This is a genomic window from Rhodococcus sp. IEGM 1409, assembly GCF_030056735.1.
Classification (GTDB): domain Bacteria; phylum Actinomycetota; class Actinomycetes; order Mycobacteriales; family Mycobacteriaceae; genus Rhodococcus_F.
The window spans coordinates 894,850-912,151 of record NZ_JASHKN010000001.1; the positions used below are offsets into that span (position 1 = coordinate 894,850).

20 protein-coding genes are annotated in these 17,302 nt (G+C 61.1%); 14 read left to right on the forward strand and 6 right to left on the reverse strand.

Annotation, left to right across the window (positions count from 1 at the left end; translation table 11 throughout):
- Positions 1 to 62 precede the first annotated feature (62 nt).
- The 6 genes from QM716_RS04420 to QM716_RS04445 all read left to right on the forward strand — a co-directional run bounded on the left by QM716_RS04420 (position 63) and on the right by QM716_RS04445 (position 4,715).
- Positions 63 to 1,067: a patatin-like phospholipase family protein gene (locus QM716_RS04420; protein ID WP_283302609.1), complete on the forward strand. Its 1,005-nt coding sequence runs from the start codon at positions 63 to 65 to the stop codon at positions 1,065 to 1,067.
- A gap of 13 nt (positions 1,068 to 1,080) precedes the next feature.
- The gene (locus QM716_RS04425) at positions 1,081 to 2,613 is read left to right on the forward strand and encodes a flavin-containing monooxygenase (protein ID WP_283302610.1); all 1,533 of its coding nucleotides are present in this window, start codon (positions 1,081 to 1,083) and stop codon (positions 2,611 to 2,613) included.
- A complete protein-coding gene (locus QM716_RS04430) occupies positions 2,610 to 3,488 on the forward strand; it encodes an SDR family oxidoreductase (RefSeq protein WP_283302611.1) in 879 nt (292 codons plus the stop codon). Before QM716_RS04425 ends, QM716_RS04430 begins: the two co-directional genes overlap by 4 nt.
- Positions 3,489 to 3,507: 19 nt before the next feature.
- Complete coding sequence (locus QM716_RS04435; protein ID WP_502941962.1) at positions 3,508 to 4,026, forward strand: GNAT family N-acetyltransferase; 519 nt, start codon at positions 3,508 to 3,510, stop codon at positions 4,024 to 4,026.
- A gap of 90 nt (positions 4,027 to 4,116) precedes the next feature.
- A complete protein-coding gene (locus tag QM716_RS04440) occupies positions 4,117 to 4,527 on the forward strand; it encodes a hypothetical protein (RefSeq protein WP_283302613.1) in 411 nt (136 codons plus the stop codon).
- Positions 4,527 to 4,715 (forward strand): helix-turn-helix transcriptional regulator, encoded by a 189-nt coding sequence (locus QM716_RS04445; RefSeq protein WP_283302614.1) that lies wholly within the window; start codon positions 4,527 to 4,529, stop codon positions 4,713 to 4,715. The genes QM716_RS04440 and QM716_RS04445 overlap by 1 nt, the downstream gene beginning before the upstream one ends.
- 24 nt (positions 4,716 to 4,739) lie before the next feature.
- Here the strand turns inward: QM716_RS04445 and QM716_RS04450 are convergent, their stop codons facing one another.
- From QM716_RS04450 to QM716_RS04465, 4 genes are all read right to left on the reverse strand, one after another.
- Positions 4,740 to 4,967: a hypothetical protein gene (locus QM716_RS04450; RefSeq protein WP_283302615.1), complete on the reverse strand. Its 228-nt coding sequence runs from the start codon at positions 4,965 to 4,967 to the stop codon at positions 4,740 to 4,742.
- 81 nt (positions 4,968 to 5,048) lie between these two features.
- A complete protein-coding gene (locus tag QM716_RS04455) occupies positions 5,049 to 5,876 on the reverse strand; it encodes an ABC transporter ATP-binding protein (RefSeq protein WP_283302616.1) in 828 nt (275 codons plus the stop codon).
- Positions 5,860 to 6,960, reverse strand: a complete 1,101-nt coding sequence (locus QM716_RS04460; protein WP_283302617.1) for a taurine ABC transporter substrate-binding protein — start codon at positions 6,958 to 6,960, stop codon at positions 5,860 to 5,862. Before QM716_RS04460 ends, QM716_RS04455 begins: the two co-directional genes overlap by 17 nt.
- The gene (locus QM716_RS04465) at positions 6,957 to 7,814 is read right to left on the reverse strand and encodes an ABC transporter permease (protein WP_283302618.1); all 858 of its coding nucleotides are present in this window, start codon (positions 7,812 to 7,814) and stop codon (positions 6,957 to 6,959) included. The genes QM716_RS04460 and QM716_RS04465 overlap by 4 nt, the downstream gene beginning before the upstream one ends.
- Before the next feature lie 623 nt (positions 7,815 to 8,437).
- Between QM716_RS04465 and QM716_RS04470 the strand changes: the two genes are divergently transcribed.
- The 4 genes from QM716_RS04470 (at position 8,438) to QM716_RS04485 (ending at position 11,817) form a co-directional block, all read left to right on the forward strand.
- Complete coding sequence (locus QM716_RS04470) at positions 8,438 to 9,283, forward strand: LLM class F420-dependent oxidoreductase (RefSeq protein ID WP_283302619.1); 846 nt, start codon at positions 8,438 to 8,440, stop codon at positions 9,281 to 9,283.
- A 105-nt stretch (positions 9,284 to 9,388) separates the two neighbouring features.
- Positions 9,389 to 9,961, forward strand: coding sequence for a flavin reductase family protein (locus QM716_RS04475; protein WP_283302620.1), 573 nt, complete (start codon positions 9,389 to 9,391; stop codon positions 9,959 to 9,961).
- Positions 9,954 to 10,580, forward strand: a complete 627-nt coding sequence (locus QM716_RS04480) for a superoxide dismutase (protein ID WP_283302621.1) — start codon at positions 9,954 to 9,956, stop codon at positions 10,578 to 10,580. The genes QM716_RS04475 and QM716_RS04480 overlap by 8 nt, the downstream gene beginning before the upstream one ends.
- Positions 10,581 to 10,725: 145 nt before the next feature.
- Positions 10,726 to 11,817, forward strand: coding sequence for an alpha/beta fold hydrolase (locus QM716_RS04485; RefSeq protein ID WP_283302622.1), 1,092 nt, complete (start codon positions 10,726 to 10,728; stop codon positions 11,815 to 11,817).
- A gap of 1 nt (position 11,818) precedes the next feature.
- On the opposite strand, the gene QM716_RS04490 is transcribed toward QM716_RS04485, so the two are convergent.
- Together QM716_RS04490 and QM716_RS04495 are read right to left on the reverse strand one after the other, a co-directional pair.
- The gene (locus QM716_RS04490; RefSeq protein ID WP_283302623.1) at positions 11,819 to 13,087 is read right to left on the reverse strand and encodes a vWA domain-containing protein; all 1,269 of its coding nucleotides are present in this window, start codon (positions 13,085 to 13,087) and stop codon (positions 11,819 to 11,821) included.
- Between the two features lie 120 nt (positions 13,088 to 13,207).
- A complete protein-coding gene (locus QM716_RS04495) occupies positions 13,208 to 14,527 on the reverse strand; it encodes an HNH endonuclease signature motif containing protein (RefSeq protein WP_283302624.1) in 1,320 nt (439 codons plus the stop codon).
- A gap of 158 nt (positions 14,528 to 14,685) precedes the next feature.
- Here QM716_RS04495 and QM716_RS04500 point away from each other — a divergent pair, with 158 nt between their 5' ends.
- Genes QM716_RS04500 through QM716_RS04515 form a run of 4 tightly spaced genes read left to right on the forward strand, consistent with a single transcriptional unit; the run spans position 14,686 to position 17,297 of the window.
- On the forward strand, positions 14,686 to 15,189 hold the full coding sequence (locus QM716_RS04500; protein ID WP_283302625.1) for a MarR family winged helix-turn-helix transcriptional regulator: 504 nt from the start codon (positions 14,686 to 14,688) through the stop codon (positions 15,187 to 15,189).
- An 11-nt stretch (positions 15,190 to 15,200) separates the two neighbouring features.
- Positions 15,201 to 16,259: an LLM class flavin-dependent oxidoreductase gene (locus QM716_RS04505; RefSeq protein ID WP_166809210.1), complete on the forward strand. Its 1,059-nt coding sequence runs from the start codon at positions 15,201 to 15,203 to the stop codon at positions 16,257 to 16,259.
- An 8-nt stretch (positions 16,260 to 16,267) separates the two neighbouring features.
- Positions 16,268 to 16,909 (forward strand): NAD(P)H-dependent oxidoreductase, encoded by a 642-nt coding sequence (locus tag QM716_RS04510; protein WP_283302627.1) that lies wholly within the window; start codon positions 16,268 to 16,270, stop codon positions 16,907 to 16,909.
- Positions 16,910 to 16,964: 55 nt separating this feature from the next.
- On the forward strand, positions 16,965 to 17,297 hold the full coding sequence (locus tag QM716_RS04515) for a CD225/dispanin family protein (RefSeq protein WP_007731480.1): 333 nt from the start codon (positions 16,965 to 16,967) through the stop codon (positions 17,295 to 17,297).
- Positions 17,298 to 17,302 lie beyond the last annotated feature (5 nt).

The following is a 17,302-nucleotide window of genomic DNA, read 5'->3' on the forward strand; positions in this document are numbered from 1 at the left end:
CGCACTCCGGAAAACCGAATTTGGAGTACCCACGTTATTCAGATACTGATAGTCTCCGAAATATGACTTCAGAAGTGACCGGCACCACCGCGACCAGGTCCGGACGAAACAGCGCGCCGAAACGCGGCTTGGCAATCGGATGCGGCGGCACTCTCGGCTTCGCCTGGACCGTTGCCGCACTCGCCTCGGTTCAGGATGCACTCGACTGGGATCCCCGCGAAGCCACCGCCATCATCGGCACGTCCGCCGGAGCCGAGTTCGTGACGATGCTCGGCAGCGGAGTCGGTGTCGACGAGCTGGTCGCCATGCAACTCGGCGATCCCGCGGCCCGCCCCGAACTCCTCGCCCACATCGCGTCGGCACCCGGAAAAATCCCACCACTACCGAGCTTGGGGATCGGCAATCCACGACTGGTGGTGCGTCGAGATCTTCCGGTTCTGAGCCGGATGAGCGGCATAGCACCGCTTGGTGGCGGCGACCCGTCGTGGCTCACCACGCTCGCCGCATCACTTGCCCCTGGCGATTCGTGGCTCCCACATCCGAGCGCGTACATGGTATCCATGGACTACAGAACGGGGCGACGGGTCGCGTTCGGGGCACAGGGGGCTCCGGAAGCGACCGTCGGCGAGGCACTTCGAGCGTCTTGGGCGATTCCCGGCTGGTTCCCACCTGTCACCATCGACGGCGTCAGGTACATCGACGGCGGCGCGGCATCCACGGCGTCGGTAGACCTCCTGCTCCCCCTCGAGCTGGACGAGCTGGTCGTACTGGCGCCCATGGCATCTCGAACACTGAAGCCGGCGCGCGGTGCTGCCCGCATCGAACGCGGCGCCCTGCGCAACGCCATGTCCAAGGGCCTCGACCGCGAGATCGAGCTGGTTCGCGCTGCGGGCACCAAGGTCCTGCGCATCGATGCCACCGACGACGATCTCGCCGTCATGGGCGCCAACTTCATGGACGGCCGACGGCGGCTCGCCACCTTCGAATCATCCCTGCGCACAACACGTGCGAGCGTCAAGCGCGAGCTCGATGCCCACCCGTTCCACTCCACCCATTCCCACCAGTGAAAGCGCAGACTCAGTGAACAACGAACCTGACCACTTCGAGGTCGTGATCATCGGCGGCGGGATCTCCGGAATCGGCGCAGCCATTCATCTGCAGCGCCTCGGGATCGAAAATTTCGTCCTGCTCGAGAAAGCCGATTCCCTCGGTGGAACCTGGCGCGCCAACACCTATCCCGGTTGCGCTTGCGATGTTCCGTCCGGCCTGTACTCGTATTCCTTTGCCGCCAATCCGGATTGGACGCGATTGTTCGCGGAGCAGCCGGAGATCCGCGAATACATCGACGATACTGCCCTCCGCCACGGCGTCGACAAGCACGTCCGCTTCGGGGTCGAAATGCTCTCCTCCCAGTGGGATGCGTCGCAATCCCTGTGGAAGATCACAACTTCCAGTGGCGAACTCACTGCTCGTTTCGTGATCGCGGCCACGGGTCCGTGGAACGAACCCTTGACACCGGCAATCCCCGGACTGGAAACGTTCGAGGGCGAGGTGTTTCATTCCTCGCAGTGGAATCACGACTACGACTTGACCGGGAAACGCGTCGCTGTCGTGGGGACCGGCGCTTCGGCAGTCCAGTTCGTTCCGCGCATCGTCTCCGAGGTCTCCACACTTCACCTTTACCAGCGAACCGCTCAATGGGTTCTCCCCAAACCGGATCACTACGTACCGCGGATCGAAAGGTCCGTCATGAGATTCGTACCGGCAGCACACAAGGCCCTTCGCAGCATCGAATACGGAATCATGGAAGCGCTGGGATTGGGATTCCGCAATCCGTGGATCCTGCGAATCGTGCAGAAACTCGGTTCAGCCCAGTTGCGCCTGCAGGTCCGCGATCCGAAGCTACGCAAGGCGCTGACACCCGACTACACCCTCGGTTGCAAGCGACTGCTCATGTCGAACTCGTACTATCCGGCCCTCGGCAAACCCAATGTCAGCGTCCACGCCAATGCAGTCGAAGAGATCCGCGGCAATACCGTGATCGGCGCCGACGGCGCGGAATCGGAGGTGGACGCCATCATCTTCGGAACGGGCTTCCACATCCTCGACATGCCCATCGCCTCCACGGTTTTCGATGGAGAAGGTCGATCACTCGACGATCATTGGCAGGGAAGTCCGCGGGCGTACTTGGGTTCCGCCGTCAGCGGATTTCCCAACGCGTTCATTCTGCTGGGGCCGAGCCTCGGCACCGGGCATACGTCTGCATTCATGATCTTGGAAGCCCAACTGAACTATGTGGCGCAGGCGATCGACCACGCTCGTCGGCACGGCTGGCAAACCATCGACGTGCGGCCGGAAGTACAGGCAGCCTTCAACTCTCAGGTTCAGGAAGCGCTCGGAACCACGGTCTACAACGCCGGTGGTTGCGAAAGCTATTTCTTCGACGTCAACGGCCGCAACAGTTTCAACTGGCCATGGTCTTCGGGCGCCATGCGTCGACGGCTACGAGACTTCGATCCATATGCCTACAACCACACGCTTTCCAACAACCCTGCGTCGCATAACACGCCCTCTGAGCGCACCACCACCTTCGAACCGGAGTACACCGCATGAGCCTCTTCGGCACCGCCTACCCGCCGATCGATCTCGACGGAGCACTCGTTGTCATCTCCGGCGGCGGCCGCGGAATCGGCCGCGCCACAGCGGAGTTGTTCGCAACTCGCGGCGCACTCGTCTGCGTCGGCGATCTCGACGAGGAGACAGCCGTCGACACCGCCGCGTCCATCGGCGCACGGGCCCGCGGCTACGCACTGGACGTCACCTCGCGCGAATCCTGGGATGTGTTCATCTCCACAGTGATCGGCGAATTCGGTCACATCGACATTCTGGTCAACAATGCGGGAGTGATGCCGCTCGGCGGCTTCCTCGACGAGTCCGACGCCACCAGTCGAGTCACTCTCGACGTCAATGTCTGGGGGCCGATTCACGGGATGCGCGCGGTGCTGCCCGGCATGGTGGAACGACGACGCGGCCACGTCGTCAACATCGCATCCATGGCGGGCAAGCTCCCCGTGCCCGGAATGGCCGTGTACAACGCAAGCAAGTTCGGCGCGGTGGGTCTTTCAGCCTCTGCCCGTGTCGAATTCGCAGATTCCGGAGTCAGCGTCAGCGCCATCCTGCCCAGCGCCGTGCGCACCGGGCTCTCCTCCGGTGTGCCACTCGGAAAGGGCATGCCGACAGTTGAACCCGAGGTCGTGGCCAAAGCCGTCGTCGACACGGTCGTGCATCGGCGAGCCGAAACTACGGTTCCCCGTTACCTTGCGGGTTGGGATCTCATCGACGCTGTTGTACCCGAATGGATGATCAATATCGGACGCCGGGTGATCGACGATCGCCGCGCACTGACATCGGTAGATCCGAACGGACGTGCGGACTACGAAAAGCGAGTGGCACGTCAGGCCGAAAACGAGGAGCATGATCGGAGATGAAGCGGGTAGTTTCGTGGCCATGTACATCCGCCGCGAAACTTCTTCCGACCGTGACGCCGTCTATTCACTGCTCGGGGCGGCGTTTGCCGACCAGGCGCTGCCCGGCGAGTCTCCCCACGAGATCGAACTGACACGCCAACTCTTCGCCTCGGACGACTACTTGCCGAAGTTGTCCCTTGTCGCCGTAGCGGACGGCGAGATCGTCGGTTTTGTGATCGGAACACGTGGATGGGTCGGTCAAGTCGAGGCGGTTGGTCTCGGGCCGTTGGCAGTCACGCCGGGCAACCAGCGCAGCGGCGTCGGTTCGGCCCTGATGCACGCCGTAATCGGTGCGGCCGACGCCCTGGACGTGCCACTGCTCGCGCTTCTCGGAAGCACCGAGTACTACCCCCGGTTCGGATTCGTCACCAGCACCGACGTCGGGGTCGAGTCGCCGGAAGCCGAGTGGGGCGCTCACTTTCAGATCAGGACCCTCACCGTGCACCGCGCTGATCAGACGGGGAAGTTTTCCTACGCCGCGCCTTTCGGGATCGCTTGACCCTCAGCGTGATGTAAGAGTTCTTTGACATATCTCGAACGCGAACCTACGCTCATCCATGTCAAAGAACTCTTACTTCTGGGAGGCATCATGAGCACCACTGCACGTTGGAGCCTCGTCATCGGTATCGGCATGGCCGCAACACTGGTGTTGAGTTTCTTCGCCGCACTGACGTCCGACGATCAGAAGATCCTGACCTTCGTCGTCTTCGCAATTGTCATGTCACCGGCGTGCATCGGATCCGCATGGGCCCTTTTCCCATCGGAAGACAACAAGGCTCCTGCCTACCCCGAGGACACTGTCGAAACAGAATGGAGTCGCAAGGCCGGATTCGGCGCATTCACCGACTTGATCACCGCCATGGGAATCGCGCTGATCGCGCACAATATCTTCGGCGCACCCGAACTGCCGCTCCTGATCTTCACCGCCCTCGGCCTAGCCGACTTCGGAATCCGGTACTGGGCAGTGTCGAGGGACCGCACGCCCACAATCGAGATCTGATGCGCAACAATCTCCAAGAACTCCGGACGTCAGCCGGATTGTCACAGCAGGCGTGCGCCGACGCGCTCGGTATCACGCGCCAGACCGTCATCTCGATCGAGAAGGGCCACTTCGACCCACGTCTGTCATTGGCGTTCCGAATCGCCGAGTATTTCGACAGGCGGGTCGACGACGTCTTCTCGAACTGACGGAAGATCAGTCGAGCTTCGGTTTCAGTCGAACAGGGTAGGCGATCCGTTTTCGTCGTTCCCGTCCTCGACGGCCCTTGTCTTCTTGCCCGAGCCCTTGCGGACGACGGTCAGCGTCGTCGTTCGACGCGACAACCTGTGCCCGTCACTGTGTTCGAGCAGCGCCATGCCCTGGCGAACTTCGACTACCGTCCACGGACCCGCATGGCCGGCTGCCTGTACGAGGTCACCGGACTCCACCTCAGTTGCCATGACCACTCCTTGTTCGTCGTGTCCTGCACGTTCTCCCTCCTATTATCGACGCGGCCACCTGGTAGTCGACGCGCAGGGTACCTACGCTGCAGCGGCAACCTTGACCGCGTGGCCGACTTCGGCTCGGAATGCCGCATATTCGGGTGAGCCGCGGAGGTCGTCGGGATCGACACCTGTTCGTGGCAGATCGATTTTCAGATCGAGCGCGACCTTGCCCGGCCTGCTTGTCAGGACCACGACCCTGGAGCCGAGAAAGGCTGCCTCGTCGGCACTGTGAGTGACGAAGACGCTCGTTCGCCCCGATTCGGCGCTGACGTTGCGGAGGTCCTCCTGCAGACGCTCGCGGGTGAGGGCGTCCAGCGCGGCAAAAGGCTCGTCCAACAGGAGCAACGACGTTTCGGCCGCCAAGGCCCGGGCAATTGCCACCCGCTGCTGCTGCCCGCCCGAGATCTCCCAGATTCGCCGGTCCGCAGTGCCGCCCAGTCCGACGCGGTCGAGGAGTTCATTGCGCCTTTGCCCGCGTTCACTCTTGGTAACCCCGGCATATTTGAGTGCCAGGTCGATGTTGCCGCCCACCGACTTCCACGGGAAGAGCCGCGGCTGCTGAAACACCACTCCCGCACTCGACCCGGGGATCGGGTCGGATCCGGATACCTGAACCGTTCCGCTGGATGGGTTTTCGAATCCCGCAATCAACCGCAGCAAGGTGCTCTTGCCGCAACCCGACGCTCCGACGAGGACCAGGAACTCACCGGGTGCGACGTCGATCGATACCGGTCCGAGTGCCGTTACGGACTCTCGGCCGTGGCCGTATTTGTGTGAGACGGTGTCGATTCGGATCGCGCCCGGGCGGTCGGCTGCGAACCCTCCCCCAGCCTGCTGTGCGGTCACGCTACTGGTCAAGGACATCGGGAAGCCCCTTCACATAGAGAGCATTCTGAAACACCGTCAGATCAGGCACACTGTCGATCTGCTTCTGCTCGGCCAGGAATTGCGCTGCACTCTGCAGGTTCACTGCCAAATTTCCGGGAGCGCCTTCGGTGCCCAGCCATTCCGGCGAGGAGATCTGCTCGGGAGTGAGGAACACCCCCTGCTTCAGCTGCGCTGCCGCGTCTTCCTTGGAGGCGCCCAATTGCGCGGCAACAGCTTCCGCCGCTGCGTTGGAGTCAGTGGCGATCGTCGTGAGCGCGCGGGCCTGAGCCTGGCGCCAGGTGTCGACGATCTCGGGGTGATCCTTCGCAAACGCGGTCGACACCACACCCAAGTCAAGCGTCGGCTTTCCCGCCGTCGCCAGCTCGCGGCTGGCGATCAACTGTGTTCCGTCCTTACGGAGTTCGTCGAGCGTGGGCAGCCAGGTGTAGACGGCGTCGATGTCACCGCGCTGCCAGGCGGCGAGTGATGCTTGCGGCTGGAGATCCACCAACTGAACGTCAACTGCGCTGAGTCCGGCCTGGTTCAGAGCCGCCAGCAGACTGTAGTGAGCGGTCGACGCGAATGCCGTGGCCACTTTCTTGCCCCGTAGATCTGCCACGGACTTGATTCCGGTTGCGTTGCGGGCCACCAGAGCTTCGTTGTCACCGGCCACATCGAGAACAAACGCAACCTGGTACGGAATGTTCAGCGGCGCCGAGAGTCCACGTGCGACCGGACTCGAACCGATTGCACCGAAGTCGATTTCACCGGCGATGAAGGCGGTGTTGATATCGGCTCCCGAATCGAACTTCGTCCACTTCACGTTGTACTCGGGCAGGGCTTCTTCGAGCCAACGATTGTTCTTGACTATCAAATCGCCGCTCGGGAAAGACTGGTAGGCAATGCGTATCGTTTCCTTGGAAGAATCCTGGCCGGAATGATCCACCGAGCACGCGCCGAGAACGAGTGCGAGGACACCGATCAGCACCGTGAACGCCGTCCGGGAAGCCTTTCCCTCGTTGCGCGTCAGATTACTGCTGCGCTTCAGATTACTGCTGGCGTGTTTCTGATTGTCAGTCATACTTTTCCCCTCCAGGGAACGGCGCGGCGCTCTGCAGCCCGCAGCAGTCCGTCGATGATCAGGCCGGAGAATCCGATGGCGAAGATCCCCACCAGCACAACCGGTGTGTTGTTGTAATTGCTTGCATCCTTGACCATTCCGCCGATTCCGGGGATGCCGTTGAACAGTTCCGCTGCGACCACCGACGAGTACGCCATACCCACTGACAGTCGAATGCCTGTGAAAGTCTCCGGCAAGGCCGACGGGACGACCACGTCTCGGATCACTTGCGCCCGTGAAGCTCCCAATGCCCTGGCCGCTTCGACCAGCCCGACAGGCGCCGCAACGACAGCAGCTGTGGTGGCCACTGCTGCCGGCGGGAGCGCAGCGAGCGCCAGCAATGTAATCTTCGGCGCCTCGTCGATTCCCAGCCAGATCACCAGCAGGAAGAAATACGCCAAGGGCGGCAGTGCGCGCAGGAACGTCAACCACGGTTCGAGCAGACTCCGCAGCCACGTCACCGATCCCATGGCCAAGCCGAGGATGACGCCCAATCCGACGCCGATGTTCACACCGACCAGCACGCGTCGCAGCGTCATGTAGAGGTGCTCCCAGAGCAAATACCCCTGGTAGCCCCGCACTCCGTCATGTGTGGTCATCGTATTGACGAAGGCATGCCAGACCGTACTCGGAAACGGCACAAAGGTTTCACTCCAGGTCCCGCTGGCTGCCGCGACCTGCCACAGCGCCAAGAATGCGATCACCGAGAGCACTGGCAGTCCGACAGTGGTCACACTCGAAGTCCACGACCGGCGCGGCTCACGGTTCGGTTCCGAGGCCGGTGTTGGTTCTTTTGCTTCGACAGAAGTCGACATCGCTGTTTCTTCCTCGACGTACGGAAATTCCGGCACATATGCAGCTACGAGTACGTATGCAGGGACGAAGGCATATGCAGGGACGAAGGCGCACAGGGAGGCGCCATTCTCACTCAGGAGAGTCGGAAGGAATCAACAGCAACAGCAGTGGGCACCAAGACGGCACAGGTCGACGGCGATGCGTCGTGTCAGTGGCGTCGTGGGCATGGGGGTAATTAGTACCTATGTCGGCAATTACCCGCAAATGCGGGGGAAATAGACGTCAGCCTGCCAAGCGAACGGACAGCGAATACATCAGCGGCAGCTCGGAACGTCCGGCCGGGACGCCACCTCTTCCGGAAACAGGGTCGACCCGCCGTTGCGAAAGAACTGTGCCTGGTCTCCTTTGTGGCTGTTGTGAGCGGTGGTTGCCGCATTCCACGACAACCGATTCATCTCCAATGCATCCACGGTGTCCAACCTTTCGGTGCCTCAACGTCTCGGCCCACAACCTCACACAACAAGTCCGCACGAGTTCACCACGACCCCGGTCACGTCGGCAATCGAGTTACCTCGGCCGGAAACCTATCCGAAGGATCCTGCAACAGGTTACAGTTTTTCGACGGACCATCGAAGGAGAACCAGTGCGCTACGGACTCAGCCTGTTCACCAGTGATCGCGGCATCCGCCCCGCCGAGGCGGCAAAGGCTGCCGAGACGAATGGATTCGACGCCTTCTACGTTCCGGAGCACACTCACATCCCGGTGTCGAGGGATTCCGATCACCCTGGCACCCAGTCGGCAGAATTGCCCGACGACCGTTACATGCGCACACTCGACCCCTGGGTCGCCCTGGGTACCGCGGCGTCGGTCACGAGCACCATCCGGTTGGGTACGTCCGTTGCCCTCCCCCTCGAACACGATCCGATCACTCTCGCGAAAACCATCGCATCGCTGGACCATCTTTCCGACGGTCGCGTGGTTTTCGGCGTCGGATTCGGCTGGAATGCAGAGGAACTCGCAGACCACGGCGTACCGCCGAACAAACGCCGGACCGCACTCCGCGAGTACCTCGAAGCCATGGGAGAACTGTGGTCGAAGGAAGAAGCGTCGTACGACGGCCAATTCGTGAAGTACGGGCCAAGTTGGGCCTGGCCCAAGCCAGTTCAGAAACCCCGTCCGCCCATCCTCCTGGGAGGTGGTGGCAACGAAAAGACTTTCAAGTGGATCGCCAAGTCTGCCGACGGCTGGATCACTACACCCATCGAGCAGGAGATCGACGGAAACGTAGAACTACTTCGAAAGATCTGGGCCGAAGCAGGCAGGGTCGGCGAGCCTGAAATAACAGTCCTGGCAGGCAAACCCGACCCGGAGAAGCTCGCCCACTGGGCAGACATCGGTGTCACCGAAGCAATGTTCGGCACTCCGGACAAGAGCCCCGAAGAAGTTGTCGGATACATGGAACGTCTGGCAACCAAGCTCGGACGGTGAGGTCCACCACAACACCTTGACCTCAACTGCACTCGAGGTTTTAACGTCGGTATTGCACAAGACAGTGCAACGACAGAAAAACCCGAGGCAGAAGAGGGGTGAGGAGTGACCACAAAACTGGTTGGCACCCAATCTGTTTCGAGCGGCCCTGTTGATTCGGAGCCGTCCATCCGAAGCTCCTTCGTCGAGGCGTTCCGGAACCATCCCGCCGGCGTCTCGATCATCACGGCAACGGGCGATGACGGCCCGGCCGGCATCACGTCGTCGTCGGTGATCTCGATCAGCGCCGATCCGGCAGTTCTGGCGTTCTCGTTGCAGTCGTTGCGAGGTTCTGCCAGAGTCATCGCTTCCGCCCGCAGTTTTGTTGTTCACCTAGCAAATTCGGCAAACGAGCGACTGGCAGCTACGTTCGCGACCCGCGGCGCTGTGCGCTTCGGGAATGATATGCCCTGGTCGTTACTGCCGACCGGTGAACCATTCCTACATGGGACAGGCCATGCCCTGCGCGCAGTTCCCTTGAATGCCACAATGTGTGGCTCCGCAGTGATTGTCACCGCACGCGTAGTCGACGTCATCGATCCGCAGAAGGTTTCGGCGCCGCTGGTCTATCACGATCGAACCTACAGAAACCTGTCTCCTCACAACATCTCTTCAAAGGAAGGCACGTCACATGACTGAATACGTTCTCCCCGAGCTGGATTACGACTACGCCGCTCTCGAGCCCCATATCTCCGGCGAGATCATGGAACTGCACCACGGCAAGCACCACGCCACCTACGTGGCGGGCGCCAACAGCGCAATCGAGCAGTTGGCTGCTGCGCGTGAAGACGGCACGATTACCGCGAAGGCACCGCTACTCAGCAAGAACCTCGCCTTCCACCTCGGCGGCCACACCAATCACTCCATCTTCTGGAAGAACCTCTCCCCCAACGGCGGTGAGCGGCCGGAGGGCGAGTTGGCGGCTGCGATCGATGAGCACTTCGGCTCCTTCGACGCATTCGTCAACCACTTCTCCGCGGTAGCAACCACTTTGCAGGGATCCGGCTGGGCAGTACTGGCCTACGACACGATCGGGACGCGACTGGTCATCGAGCAGCTCACCGATCAGCAAGGCAACATCAACATCGGCATCGTTCCGCTGCTCATGCTCGACATGTGGGAGCACGCCTTCTACCTGCAGTACAAGAACGTCAAGGCCGACTACGTGAAGGCCTACTGGAATGTCATCAATTGGGAAGACGTCGCACAGCGCTACGCGACGGCCACTGCCGCGACGGGCTTGATCGTCCCGGCTTGATATCACCGATCAACCCAGCTCGGCACGGTGGCTCCGTTGCCGAGCTGGGTTTCTGCACCCCAGACGTCGATGTATGTGAAGGCAGGTAACATACACCGAGCGCGGCTGACTCGGCCGTCAGCCGATACGACTCCGAGGGGAACCAGTGCCGGATATCAGTGGCTTGATCGCGACGTGGCGTCCGACGCTGGACACCGCAGCGCGCAACGCGTGGGGACTCTCGTTCGGCGACGGCGTCGAGAAGGCCGAACGCACCCCGTCGGTACTGATCAGCGAAGGTCCACACCGCGATCTGTATCGCTTCGGCGCATTGTGGACGCCGAAGGGCAACCCCGTTCTTCTCGTGCCTCCCCTTGCAGTTTCCGCCGATTGCTATGACCTTCGTCCAGGCCAGAGCCTCGCCGCCCACCTACTCGGCGGCGGCAACACTCCCTATCTTCTCGACTACGGAACCATTCGGTACTCCGACCGCGGAATGGGATTCGAGGCCTGGGTCGACGACATCATCCCCGAAGCGATCCGCACGATCTCGGATCTGCATGACGGCGCTGCCGTTTCCGTGATCGGGTGGAGTCTCGGCGGAACCATGTCTCTACTTACGAGCTCCGCTCACCCCGACCTTCCGATCGCGTCGATCACTGCGATCGGCACACCGATCGACTACACGAAGATTCCCGCCATCAGCCCGTTGAGACTGATCGGCAAATACACCGGTGACACGCCGCTCACATCCGCTACCAATCTCGTCGGCGGACTACCTGCTCCACTCGTTCAGGCGAGTTACAAGGTGACGGCTTTGCAGCGTGAAGTCCTCAAGCCGTGGTTCATCGTGCGCAATCTCCACAACACCGAGACGCTGGCCCGCATGGAATCGATCGACAAGTTCATGGCGGCGATGCCTGGATACCCGGGCAAAGCGTTTCAGCAGATCTGCGAGCAACTCATGCTCGGCAACGGGCTTTACAACGACGCCATCACACTTGCCGGACGCGAGATCAAACTGTCCGCACTGAACGTTCCCGTTCTCGCGATCGGCGGCACCACTGACGTGATTGCACCCATCCCTTCGGTGGAGGCGATCACTTCGGTCCTCACCGGAGCGCCGTCAGTTCGATTCGAGACGGCGCAGGGCAGTCACCTCGGTCTCGTTGCCGGCCCCACCGCGCGAGATTCCACCTGGGCCTTCATCGACGAGTTCTTGGAAGAGATTGCACCGCAGTTGGTTTCGACCAGCTGAATCACGGCTTCGTGATGCCCGCGGCTACAGCCGCCTTGTGCCAATCGGGGAACTCACTCAGCAAACGGGTGTACAGCTGAGCGTCATCGACGGTGTCGATGTCGTCCAGCGCGAAGAACCCGGCATTGTCGACCACCCTGCCGTCGAGGTCGTCGAGCTTCTCCAGCACTCCGTAGTTGGCCTTGCCGATTCCGACGAACTGCCAAAAGGCCGGAAGCCCAGACGCTTCGCGCATCAATTTCGTGATTTCCTTGCGCTCGCTGAAGCCACCGTCGGTGAAGAACAGGACAAGCGTAGGCGCCGAACCACGTGTCAGGCCGGAGAGTATCTCTGTCATGATCGGCACTTCACGATTCGCGGCGCCGATCTTGTCGTAGTTGAAACCGCCGTGCGAACCGCGTAAGTGCAGGTAGGTGTCAGACCACGCTTCCGCATCATGCACGGAGATCTCGGGAAGCTTGACGAAGCTGACTGCATACAAGTAAGGCTCGAGTTTGCCGTCGTCATCGAGCTGGATCGCAACGGGGACCATGCGTTCGACAACGCGGTGAACCACCCTGGTGCGGTACTGCTTGGCCATACTTCCTGTTTTGTCGATCACCAGAACCACTCGCGCACGAATTCCGTTGCCACCCTTGGTCAGCAGGACCTTGGCCACCTCACGCTTTCGGAGGTCCAGCTTCTCCCGCTTCACCATCGAGAGTTTTGCCTCGTCAGGCACGCTCCGAATTCCGTCTGCCGATTCGGCGGACCCGACAGGTTGGGTCTTCGGCTCCTCGTCGACAGAAACGCCGAATGCTGTTACCAGATCTGCCAATCCGCTGTCCCAGCCAGCTGACATGTTACGCAGCTTCCACCCCGCGCCGCGGCGATAGATCTCGACGAGGACCGCCGCTCTCTCGGTCGTCAAACCCAAAGCCGGAGCCACAATGGCGACGGAACCTGCCTGTTCCACCATGACGCCCATGCCACGGACTGCAGAAAGGGTTCCGTTTGCCGCCACATCCAACGCCACGGCAACACTCAACTGGTGAATGTCAGCGGGCAACCTCGCGATGTCGATTTCAATGACGCCGCCGGGCTCCAAGCGCACCGCACCTTCGGGTGAGACTGGCTGATTGAAGAAGATGAAATCCGCGTCATCGCGCACTTTGTTGCGATCATCGAGCTGGAACACCATCAGATCCACTGTGCCCGGGGCGCTACCGCTCACCGCCACTTTCAATGAAGTTCCGTCAATGACTGTGTTCGCCCCACGCGCCAGCTCCATGAGTGAACTGTAATGGGAAGTCTCAGACCGCCGACCATTCACCACGGCCTGTGGGCTCCGTATCGGGTGCTGATGTCCGATGCGGAGCCGGGCCGTGTTCTGTTGTGCCTGAGGGTCGTCTCAGGTTTTGAATGTGGTGTTCGCCGGCCTGGGGTGCTGCCCGGGGTCGATCGAGGGCGGCGGGATGAACCACGGTTTGTTGTCGACGCCGATCCGAATCTCCCACTTTCCGGCGAACCCGGATGCGCGGTGCATCAACCGGTGGTGTGAACGGCACAGCAGGACCAGGTTGTTCATCACCGTCGGACCACCGTTGGCCCAGTGCCGAATATGGTGCGCATCCGTCCACGCCGGCACACACGTACACCCCGGGAAGGCGCAGCCCTTGTCGCGGGCAATCAACGCCACTCTCTGTTCGGCGGTGACCAATCGTTTTCCGGGTTTCGCATCGAGCGGTGCGCCGTGATCGTCGAGCAACACGGTCGACAAAAAACAATCACACCCCAGAAGCCTGGTCTGCGACACCGACAGCGGCCCCAACCACGGCATGTGCCCGACATCGAGATCCGACAGATCCACATCAAGATCAGTCAGAGACTCTCCACCATCAGACGGTGTTGCGGCGCAGTCGCGATGCTCAGCAAGGTCCCGGGCGTTGATGTGCACGTTCACGTGCGGACGTTGCCCGCCGTCGGTACCGGTCTTGGCGCAATCCAGATAGCGGCGGATCAGTTCGGTGAACCCGTCCGCCGTCCGCTTCGCCGCCGACCTAGAGTCCGGGGTGCCATCCGCCGCCGGGGTCGGCATCGTCAGATTCGACAACGCCGATAACAGCATTTCACCGGTGAGGGCGTCGAAATCGCCTCGCACCACCACGCGACCATTGAGCGTCGAGGCGATCCGGAGCTCGTTCCGGTCGACATCTTCGGCGGGCGGAATCTCATCGGACTCGAACACTCGCTCCAAGGTCGCGATCACGTGCCGCACCTTCGTCGTCGTCGCTTCCACCCCCGACGCAGCCGCAAGCAACAAATCGATACAGCGAGGCAGCGCCTCCTCCGGCATCCCCTTCGGCGGGGATTCGCAGAACGAGACGATCAGCACGGCGTGATCGAACGAGCAATCCCCGACATCAAATCTCGCTGCCACTGCGGGAAACGGCCGTAGTGCTGCACCCAGGGCGGCGATCTTCTTCCCGTCCCGAACCTGCAGCATCGTGTTGCCTGCCAACCACGCACCCACACCGCGGCACGCGACTACCCGATCATCCGGGCGCATCGACAGTTCGTCCACCACCGCCACCCGCACCGCTTCCAGACGCAGAATCTCCGCACTCGCCGACACCGCAGCCGCACGCAACTCAGCAGCAGACAACCGCCACAACCGCCCGCGCAACCCCACCGCAGAACCCGACACCACATCCGACAACAAAACACTCATAGAATCCCCCGATCCCCTCCCCAAAGCATACTCGAACACCAGTTCGAGTCAATACGTTCCCGCCAGCAAAAACCTAAGCAGGGAATAGTTCGACCGCCGCGAACGTATTACTTGAGTAAGCAATACTTGCGAGCGCAAATAAATGAAGGGCGCCACCGATGACAACCGATGAACACGTACGTGGTCGCGTGTGGCGCGACCTCGTCGTCTCCCACAGCGTCATCCTCGGCAAGATGGAGGCAGACCTTCGGACCACCACCGGGCTCACCCTGGGCCAGTACGACGTTCTACTCCGACTGCATGAAGCTCCCGGAAACACCATCCGAATGGGCGATCTGGCCGATCTTGTCCTGGTCACCACTAGCGGCGTGACGCGAGTCGTCGATCGATTGGTCGAGGCGGGATTGGTGGAGCGCGTTCGACCGGACAACGATCGACGCGTCGTGACGGTATCGATGACGCCTGCAGGCAAGAAGACACTTCGAACTGCTTCCGCCATACACACGCGAGGAATCGCCGACTACTTCTCCGATCTCATCGAACCTGAGGAACTTCCGGTACTCGACCGCTTCTTCTCCCGACTTGCCACGCACCACACAAGTCAAAGCGGCGCCTGCGATGCGCACGCCGAACAACTTTCCATCACCCCCACGAGCAGATAGAGAGAAACAACATGGCTTTCGAATTGGGTGTCTACCATTTCGGTGAACTCACTCCAGACCCAACTACCGGCGCAATGATGAATCCCGGTGTGCACCTTCGTCATTTGGTCGAACAGGCAACCGTTGCTGATCAGGTGGGGCTCGACGTCTTCGGCGTCGGCGAACATCATCGCACCGACTTTGCAGTCTCGGCCCCTGCGGTTGTACTCGCAGCAATGGCTCAGGCCACCGACAACATCAAGCTGTCCAGTGCGGTGACCGTCCTGAGTTCCGACGATCCTGTCCGCGTCTTTCAACAGTTCGCGACGGTCGATCTGCTTTCCGAAGGCCGCGCCGAGATCATTGCCGGCCGAGGCTCGTACACGGAGTCGTTTCCGCTTTTCGGGTACGACCTTTCTCAGTACAACGAACTCTTCGCCGAAAAACTCGACCTACTACTGAAACTGCGTGACGAGAACCCGATCAACTGGGAGGGACAACTTCGCGCACCACTGATCGACGGTGACGTGACACCTCGTCCGGATCGCCAGATTCCCGTGTGGATCGCGGTCGGAGGTACCCCGGCCTCGGTGGTCCGTGCGGCGAAACTCGGACTGCCCCTGTCACTTGCGATCATCGGCGGGAGCTACCAACAGTTCGAACCGTTCGTCGATCTGTACCGCAGGGCTGCAGCGGAGTTCGGACATGATCCCAAGAAGCTCGCTGTCTCTATTGCTTCGCCGGGGTTTGTCGACACCTCGAAGCAAACAGCACTCGATACGTCCTACCCGTACTTCCAGGCCGGCTGGATGCAGAACCATCATCAGCGCGGAAACGGAGTTCCCATGCCGCGCAGGGCATACGAAGCACAGGCAACCACCGCAGGCGCGTTCTTCCTCGGTGGCCCGCAAGAAATCATCGACAAGACGATGGCGCAGTACGAGCTGTTCCATCATGACCGCATCATGATCCAGATGGGCTTCGGCAATGTTCCGCAGAAGGACATGCTCCGCTCGATCGAGATCCTCGGCACCGAGGTCGCCCCCGTTGTGCGCAAGGAAATCGAATCGTTGAAATCATCTGATAAATAAGAGTTTCGGTGAGCACGCCACTCAAAGCTGTCGCTATTGTCGGCAACCTCCAGAAGCCCTCCAAGACTCGCGCACTCGTCGATCTGATCGTCGAAACCTTCAGTGACTTCGAGCAGATCGACGCACGGGTCATCGAGATCGGGGATCTGATTCCCGGGCTCGTAACGGCTCTCGATCGCAATCAGGTCGACCCTGTCACCGCCAAAGCGCTGGCTGCAGTCGAGTCCGCGGATGTAGTCATTGCCGCGTCACCGGTTTTCCGCGGCTCGTACACGGGACTGTTCAAGCACTTCTTCGATCTCGTCGATCAGTACGCACTCGCCAACACCCCAGTCATACTTGCCGCGACAGGTGTCAGCGACCGCCATGCTCTCGTGTTGGATCATGCCCTGCGGCCCTTGTTCGCCTACTTTCAAGCGCTCACCGCTCCCGTCGGTACACAAGCTCGTCGGGGAGATCGTGTCGGAAGCCAAGCGCGCGACACTCGCACTGAGCACCGAAACCTCCACGGTCAGCCGGGCACACTCCGCAATCGCCAAGTGGGCGGACCATATGCAGTTGCATCTCGATTTCGAGGAAGCCACACTCTTCCCGCACTTCCGGAAAATGGATCGCGACTGGCATTGCGGCTGATTATGCACACTCAGTGATTCTTCAGCTCCATCGCAGTAGCGTCGTAAGGGCCACCTCATGTCAGGAGCCCTCATGACGACCCCGGATCAACCCACCGTCCAGCAATCCGTTCCTCAGCACCCAATTCGACCACCTGTCAATGCCGGTTGGGCAGTGGTCTCGCTGCTGTTCTTCTGGCCGCTCTCCTTCTCTGCATTCACTCATGCCTTCAACGTGTATCCCTTGTGGGCCGACGGCGATGTCGCCGGATCGCGGTACGCGTCCGATCGAGTAAAACGACTCGGTCAGATCTCACTGTGGATCGCGGGCGGGCTGCTACTCCTCGTCTGCATCCTGTACGCGATTGCGGCAATCGTGTGGTTCGCCAACGGCGGCCACGACTACGGCCCGCGGCGGATGCGCTGAACAAC

What these genes read in the sequence shown, in the direction of transcription:
- QM716_RS04420 (WP_283302609.1), top strand. Translation starts at nt 63, where the DNA reads ATGACTTCAGAAGTGACCGGCACCACCGCGACCAGGTCCGGACGAAAC.
- QM716_RS04430 (WP_283302611.1), top strand. Translation starts at nt 2,610, where the DNA reads ATGAGCCTCTTCGGCACCGCCTACCCGCCGATCGATCTCGACGGAGCA.
- QM716_RS04435 (WP_502941962.1), top strand. Translation starts at nt 3,508, where the DNA reads ATGTACATCCGCCGCGAAACTTCTTCCGACCGTGACGCCGTCTATTCA.
- QM716_RS04440 (WP_283302613.1), top strand. Translation starts at nt 4,117, where the DNA reads ATGAGCACCACTGCACGTTGGAGCCTCGTCATCGGTATCGGCATGGCC.
- QM716_RS04445 (WP_283302614.1), top strand. Translation starts at nt 4,527, where the DNA reads ATGCGCAACAATCTCCAAGAACTCCGGACGTCAGCCGGATTGTCACAG.
- QM716_RS04450 (WP_283302615.1), bottom strand. Translation starts at nt 4,967, where the DNA reads ATGGCAACTGAGGTGGAGTCCGGTGACCTCGTACAGGCAGCCGGCCAT.
- QM716_RS04455 (WP_283302616.1), bottom strand. Translation starts at nt 5,876, where the DNA reads ATGTCCTTGACCAGTAGCGTGACCGCACAGCAGGCTGGGGGAGGGTTC.
- QM716_RS04460 (WP_283302617.1), bottom strand. Translation starts at nt 6,960, where the DNA reads ATGACTGACAATCAGAAACACGCCAGCAGTAATCTGAAGCGCAGCAGT.
- QM716_RS04465 (WP_283302618.1), bottom strand. Translation starts at nt 7,814, where the DNA reads ATGTCGACTTCTGTCGAAGCAAAAGAACCAACACCGGCCTCGGAACCG.
- QM716_RS04480 (WP_283302621.1), top strand. Translation starts at nt 9,954, where the DNA reads ATGACTGAATACGTTCTCCCCGAGCTGGATTACGACTACGCCGCTCTC.
- QM716_RS04490 (WP_283302623.1), bottom strand. Translation starts at nt 13,087, where the DNA reads ATGGAGCTGGCGCGTGGGGCGAACACAGTCATTGACGGAACTTCATTG.
- QM716_RS04495 (WP_283302624.1), bottom strand. Translation starts at nt 14,527, where the DNA reads ATGAGTGTTTTGTTGTCGGATGTGGTGTCGGGTTCTGCGGTGGGGTTG.
- QM716_RS04500 (WP_283302625.1), top strand. Translation starts at nt 14,686, where the DNA reads ATGACAACCGATGAACACGTACGTGGTCGCGTGTGGCGCGACCTCGTC.
- QM716_RS04505 (WP_166809210.1), top strand. Translation starts at nt 15,201, where the DNA reads ATGGCTTTCGAATTGGGTGTCTACCATTTCGGTGAACTCACTCCAGAC.
- QM716_RS04515 (WP_007731480.1), top strand. Translation starts at nt 16,965, where the DNA reads ATGACGACCCCGGATCAACCCACCGTCCAGCAATCCGTTCCTCAGCAC.